The 666-nt window shown below is 63.5% G+C and carries 1 protein-coding gene; it reads right to left on the reverse strand.

Annotation, left to right across the window (positions count from 1 at the left end; genetic code table 11):
• The coding region (locus NLI89_RS21695; protein WP_254688796.1) for a tyrosine-type recombinase/integrase at positions 1–482 on the reverse strand (482 nt) is incomplete at its 3' end.
• Positions 483–666: the final 184 nt, after the last annotated feature.

Consider the following 666-nt stretch of genomic DNA (forward strand, 5'->3'; position numbering starts at 1 on the left):
TTGAGACGGCGACTGACGTCGAGCGCACCGCGTGCCTCGACGCTGCGTACCATCGCCAGCACATCGGCGCTGGTAACGCTACCCAGATCGACCTTGCCGAAAGCCGGAAACGCATCCCGCTCGAGCCGGGTCAAAAGCCGCGATGCGTGGCCTTCGTCGAGCGAGGCCAGCCGGTTGGCATGCCACGCGCGTGCGGCTTCCTCGAAGGTCATGACTGCGGGTGGCTTATCCCTGGCCCCCGGATCCAGCCCCTGCCCCAACGCGACCTTGGCTTCGGCGCGGCGCAGCCGAGCGTCAGCAAGCCCCACGCCGGGGTATTGCCCGAACGACAGCAACTTCTCCTTGCCGGCGAAACGGTATTTGAAGCGCCAGAGCTTGGAGCCGTTCGGCCGGACGAGGAGGTAGAGCCCCTCCCCGTCGGCGAGCTTGTAGTCCTTGTCGCGTTTGGTGGCGTAGCGTGCTTCGAGGTCCTTGAGAGCCATGGGGGTATCTCCTGCCGAGGCCGGCATCATACCCCCAACAACACCCCCAATTGCAAATCGACGTAGTGGCATTCAGCGACATTCGCTGGCACGCTCGTGATGGCTCTGAGACGCGCCAAGTCGCGGAAAAAAGACACAAAAAAGCCGCCTCAGGATGACCTGGGCGGTTGTGGTATGTTCGAGA

Source organism: Sphingomonas faeni, from assembly GCF_024273235.1.
Taxonomy (GTDB): Bacteria; Pseudomonadota; Alphaproteobacteria; order Sphingomonadales; family Sphingomonadaceae; genus Sphingomonas; species Sphingomonas faeni_A.